Annotated in this window: 2 tRNA genes and 2 rRNA genes (1 of these 4 running past the window's edge); all 4 read right to left on the reverse strand. The window is 48.2% G+C overall.

Features of this window, described 5'->3' with window-relative positions:
- A 23S ribosomal RNA gene (locus H6F42_RS21505) occupies positions 1 to 534 on the reverse strand (it extends 2,288 nt beyond the left edge of the window).
- Positions 535 to 710: 176 nt separating this feature from the next.
- Positions 711 to 786, reverse strand: a tRNA-Ala gene (locus tag H6F42_RS21510).
- 51 nt (positions 787 to 837) lie between these two features.
- Positions 838 to 911: transfer RNA gene (locus H6F42_RS21515), tRNA-Ile, on the reverse strand.
- Between the two features lie 129 nt (positions 912 to 1,040).
- Positions 1,041 to 2,526, reverse strand: a 16S ribosomal RNA gene (locus H6F42_RS21520).
- The 16S and 23S rRNA genes sit together here with 2 tRNA genes alongside, the layout of an rRNA operon.
- Between the last annotated feature and the right edge of the window lie 252 nt (positions 2,527 to 2,778).

A 2,778-nucleotide genomic window follows, 5' to 3' on the forward strand; every position in this document is an offset into this window, starting at 1 on the left:
TGTTCTATTTCACTCCCCTTCCGGGGTTCTTTTCACCTTTCCCTCGCGGTACTGGTTCACTATCGGTCACAAGTGAGTATTTAGCCTTACGAGGTGGTCCTCGCGAATTCACACGGAATTTCTCGTGTACCGTGCTACTCAGGATTCAGCTAGCCAACTTTGATTTTTAATTACGAGACTTTCACTCTCTTTGGTGTGTCATTCCAAACACTTCATTTAATCTCTGTCGTACAGTATCGCTGTCCTATAACCCCAATCAGTCTTGCCGATTGGTTTGGGCTCTTTCCCGTTCGCTCGCCGCTACTTAGGAAATCATTATTTATTTTCTCTTCCTTCAGCTACTAAGATGTTTCAATTCGCTGAGTTCGCTCTTTCCCGTCTATTTTATTCAACGGGCAGTATATAGGGTTGCCCCATTCGGAAACCTGCGGATCAGGGCTTGCTTCCAGCTCCCCGCAGTGTATCGTCGGTAACCACGTCCTTCATCGCCTTCTTGTGCCTAGGTATCCACCGTAAGCCCTTTGTAGCTTGACCTCTGTGTTTCCACTTTGGATCTACTTGCTTCTTATTACTATTACTATGCAGTTTTCAAGGTTCTTTCTAAATTCTCGCTTTCGCTAGAATTTAGCAGTCTCTCTAGTTCTTAGATTGTTAATCTAACTAGATGAGTTGCTAAACTCTTGCTTTTGCTTTTGTCGGTTTTAGTAGTTTGGTGGAGATAAGGAGATTCGAACTCCTGACTTCCTGCGTGCAAAGCAGGCGCTCTACCAACTGAGCTATATCCCCAGAGTTAACTATCACTTTCAGCTTTTGGCTTCTAGTTGTTAGCTTCTCAAGTGGGCCATACTGGACACGAACCAGTGACCTCACCCTTATCAGGGGTGCGCTCTAACCAACTGAGCTAATGGCCCTTTATGTTAGCCAAATTTAGAACCTGACTTAGTTTGAAAGCTTTCCAATAAATCTCGAACGACCTTGGGATGACTTACTCTTGACTTAATTCTGTATTGGTTCAGTCTAAGAGTAAATAGGTCTCCCTATAAGGAGGTGATCCAGCCGCACCTTCCGGTACGGCTACCTTGTTACGACTTCACCCCAGTCACCAGCCCTGCCTTAGGCGCCTCCCTCCCTTGCGGGTTGAGATAACGACTTCGGGCGTGACCAGCTTCCATGGTGTGACGGGCGGTGTGTACAAGGCCCGGGAACGTATTCACCGCAGTATGCTGACCTGCGATTACTAGCGATTCCGCCTTCATGCAGGCGAGTTGCAGCCTGCAATCTGAACTAAGACCGGGTTTATGAGATTAGCTTGCATTCGCATGCTCGCAACTCTTTGTCCCGGCCATTGTAGTACGTGTGTAGCCCAAGGCGTAAGGGGCATGATGACTTGACGTCATCCCCACCTTCCTCCGGTTTGTCACCGGCAGTCTATCTAGAGTGCCCAACTTAATGATGGCAACTAAATACGAGGGTTGCGCTCGTTGCGGGACTTAACCCAACATCTCACGACACGAGCTGACGACAGCCATGCACCACCTGTGTTCGTGCTCCCGAAGGCACTCCTCCCTTTCAAGAGGATTCACGACATGTCAAGCCTTGGTAAGGTTCTTCGCGTTGCATCGAATTAAACCACATACTCCACCGCTTGTGCGGGCCCCCGTCAATTCCTTTGAGTTTCAATCTTGCGACCGTACTCCCCAGGCGGGGTACTTAACGCGTTAGCTACGGCACTGATCGGGTCGATACGACCAACACCTAGTACCCATCGTTTACGGCTAGGACTACTGGGGTATCTAATCCCATTCGCTCCCCTAGCTTTCGTACTTCAGCGTCAGTTGAGATCCAGCAGGACGCTTTCGCCACTGGTGTTCTTCCAGATATCTACGCATTTCACCGCTACACCTGGAATTCCTCCTGCCCCTATCTCTCTCTAGCCTCACAGTTTCCATTGCCTTTCCAAGGTTAAGCCTCGGGCTTTGACAACAGACTTATGAAACAGCCTACGTACGCTTTACGCCCAATAATTCCGGATAACGCTTGCATCCTCCGTCTTACCGCGGCTGCTGGCACGGAGTTAGCCGATGCTTATTCGTTAGGTACCGTCATTATCTTCCCTAACAAAAGAGGTTTACAATCCACAGACCTTCGTCCCTCACGCGGTATTGCTCCGTCAGGCTTTCGCCCATTGCGGAAAATTCCCCACTGCTGCCTCCCGTAGGAGTCTGGGCCGTGTCTCAGTCCCAGTGTGACTGGTCATCCTCTCAGACCAGTTATCGATCGTCGCCATGGTGTGCCGTTACCACTCCATCTAGCTAATCGAACGCAAGCTCATCTACAGGCATTAAAACTTTCACCCGAAGGCATATCCGGTATTAGCAGTCATTTCTAACTGTTGTCCCGAACCTATAGGTAGATTCTTACGCGTTACTCACCCGTCCGCCACTATCTCCGAAGAGACCGTTCGACTTGCATGTGTTAAGCATACCGCCAGCGTTCATCCTGAGCCAGGATCAAACTCTCCATGGTGTCTTTATACTTTCAGAACTAATTCCTACTTTTCTAAAGTGTTTTTCCTTTCGGATGGGTTTGACTTTTTTTAGCTTTTCGCTTATCCTGTCGGATATACTAGTTTTACCTAGTTAATTTGTTTTGACGAGGTTTATTGGTTTCTTAAAGCTTTCAAACTATTCTTTTGTCTAGGTTCTTCGCGCTTTTCCTTTCAGTTTAGGTCGGCTTGCTTTCGCTTCGCCTCCCTTCAGCGCTTTACTAACTTAGCAA

The organism is Pseudanabaena sp. FACHB-1998 (assembly GCF_014696355.1).
Taxonomy (GTDB): domain Bacteria; phylum Cyanobacteriota; class Cyanobacteriia; order Pseudanabaenales; family Pseudanabaenaceae; genus Pseudanabaena.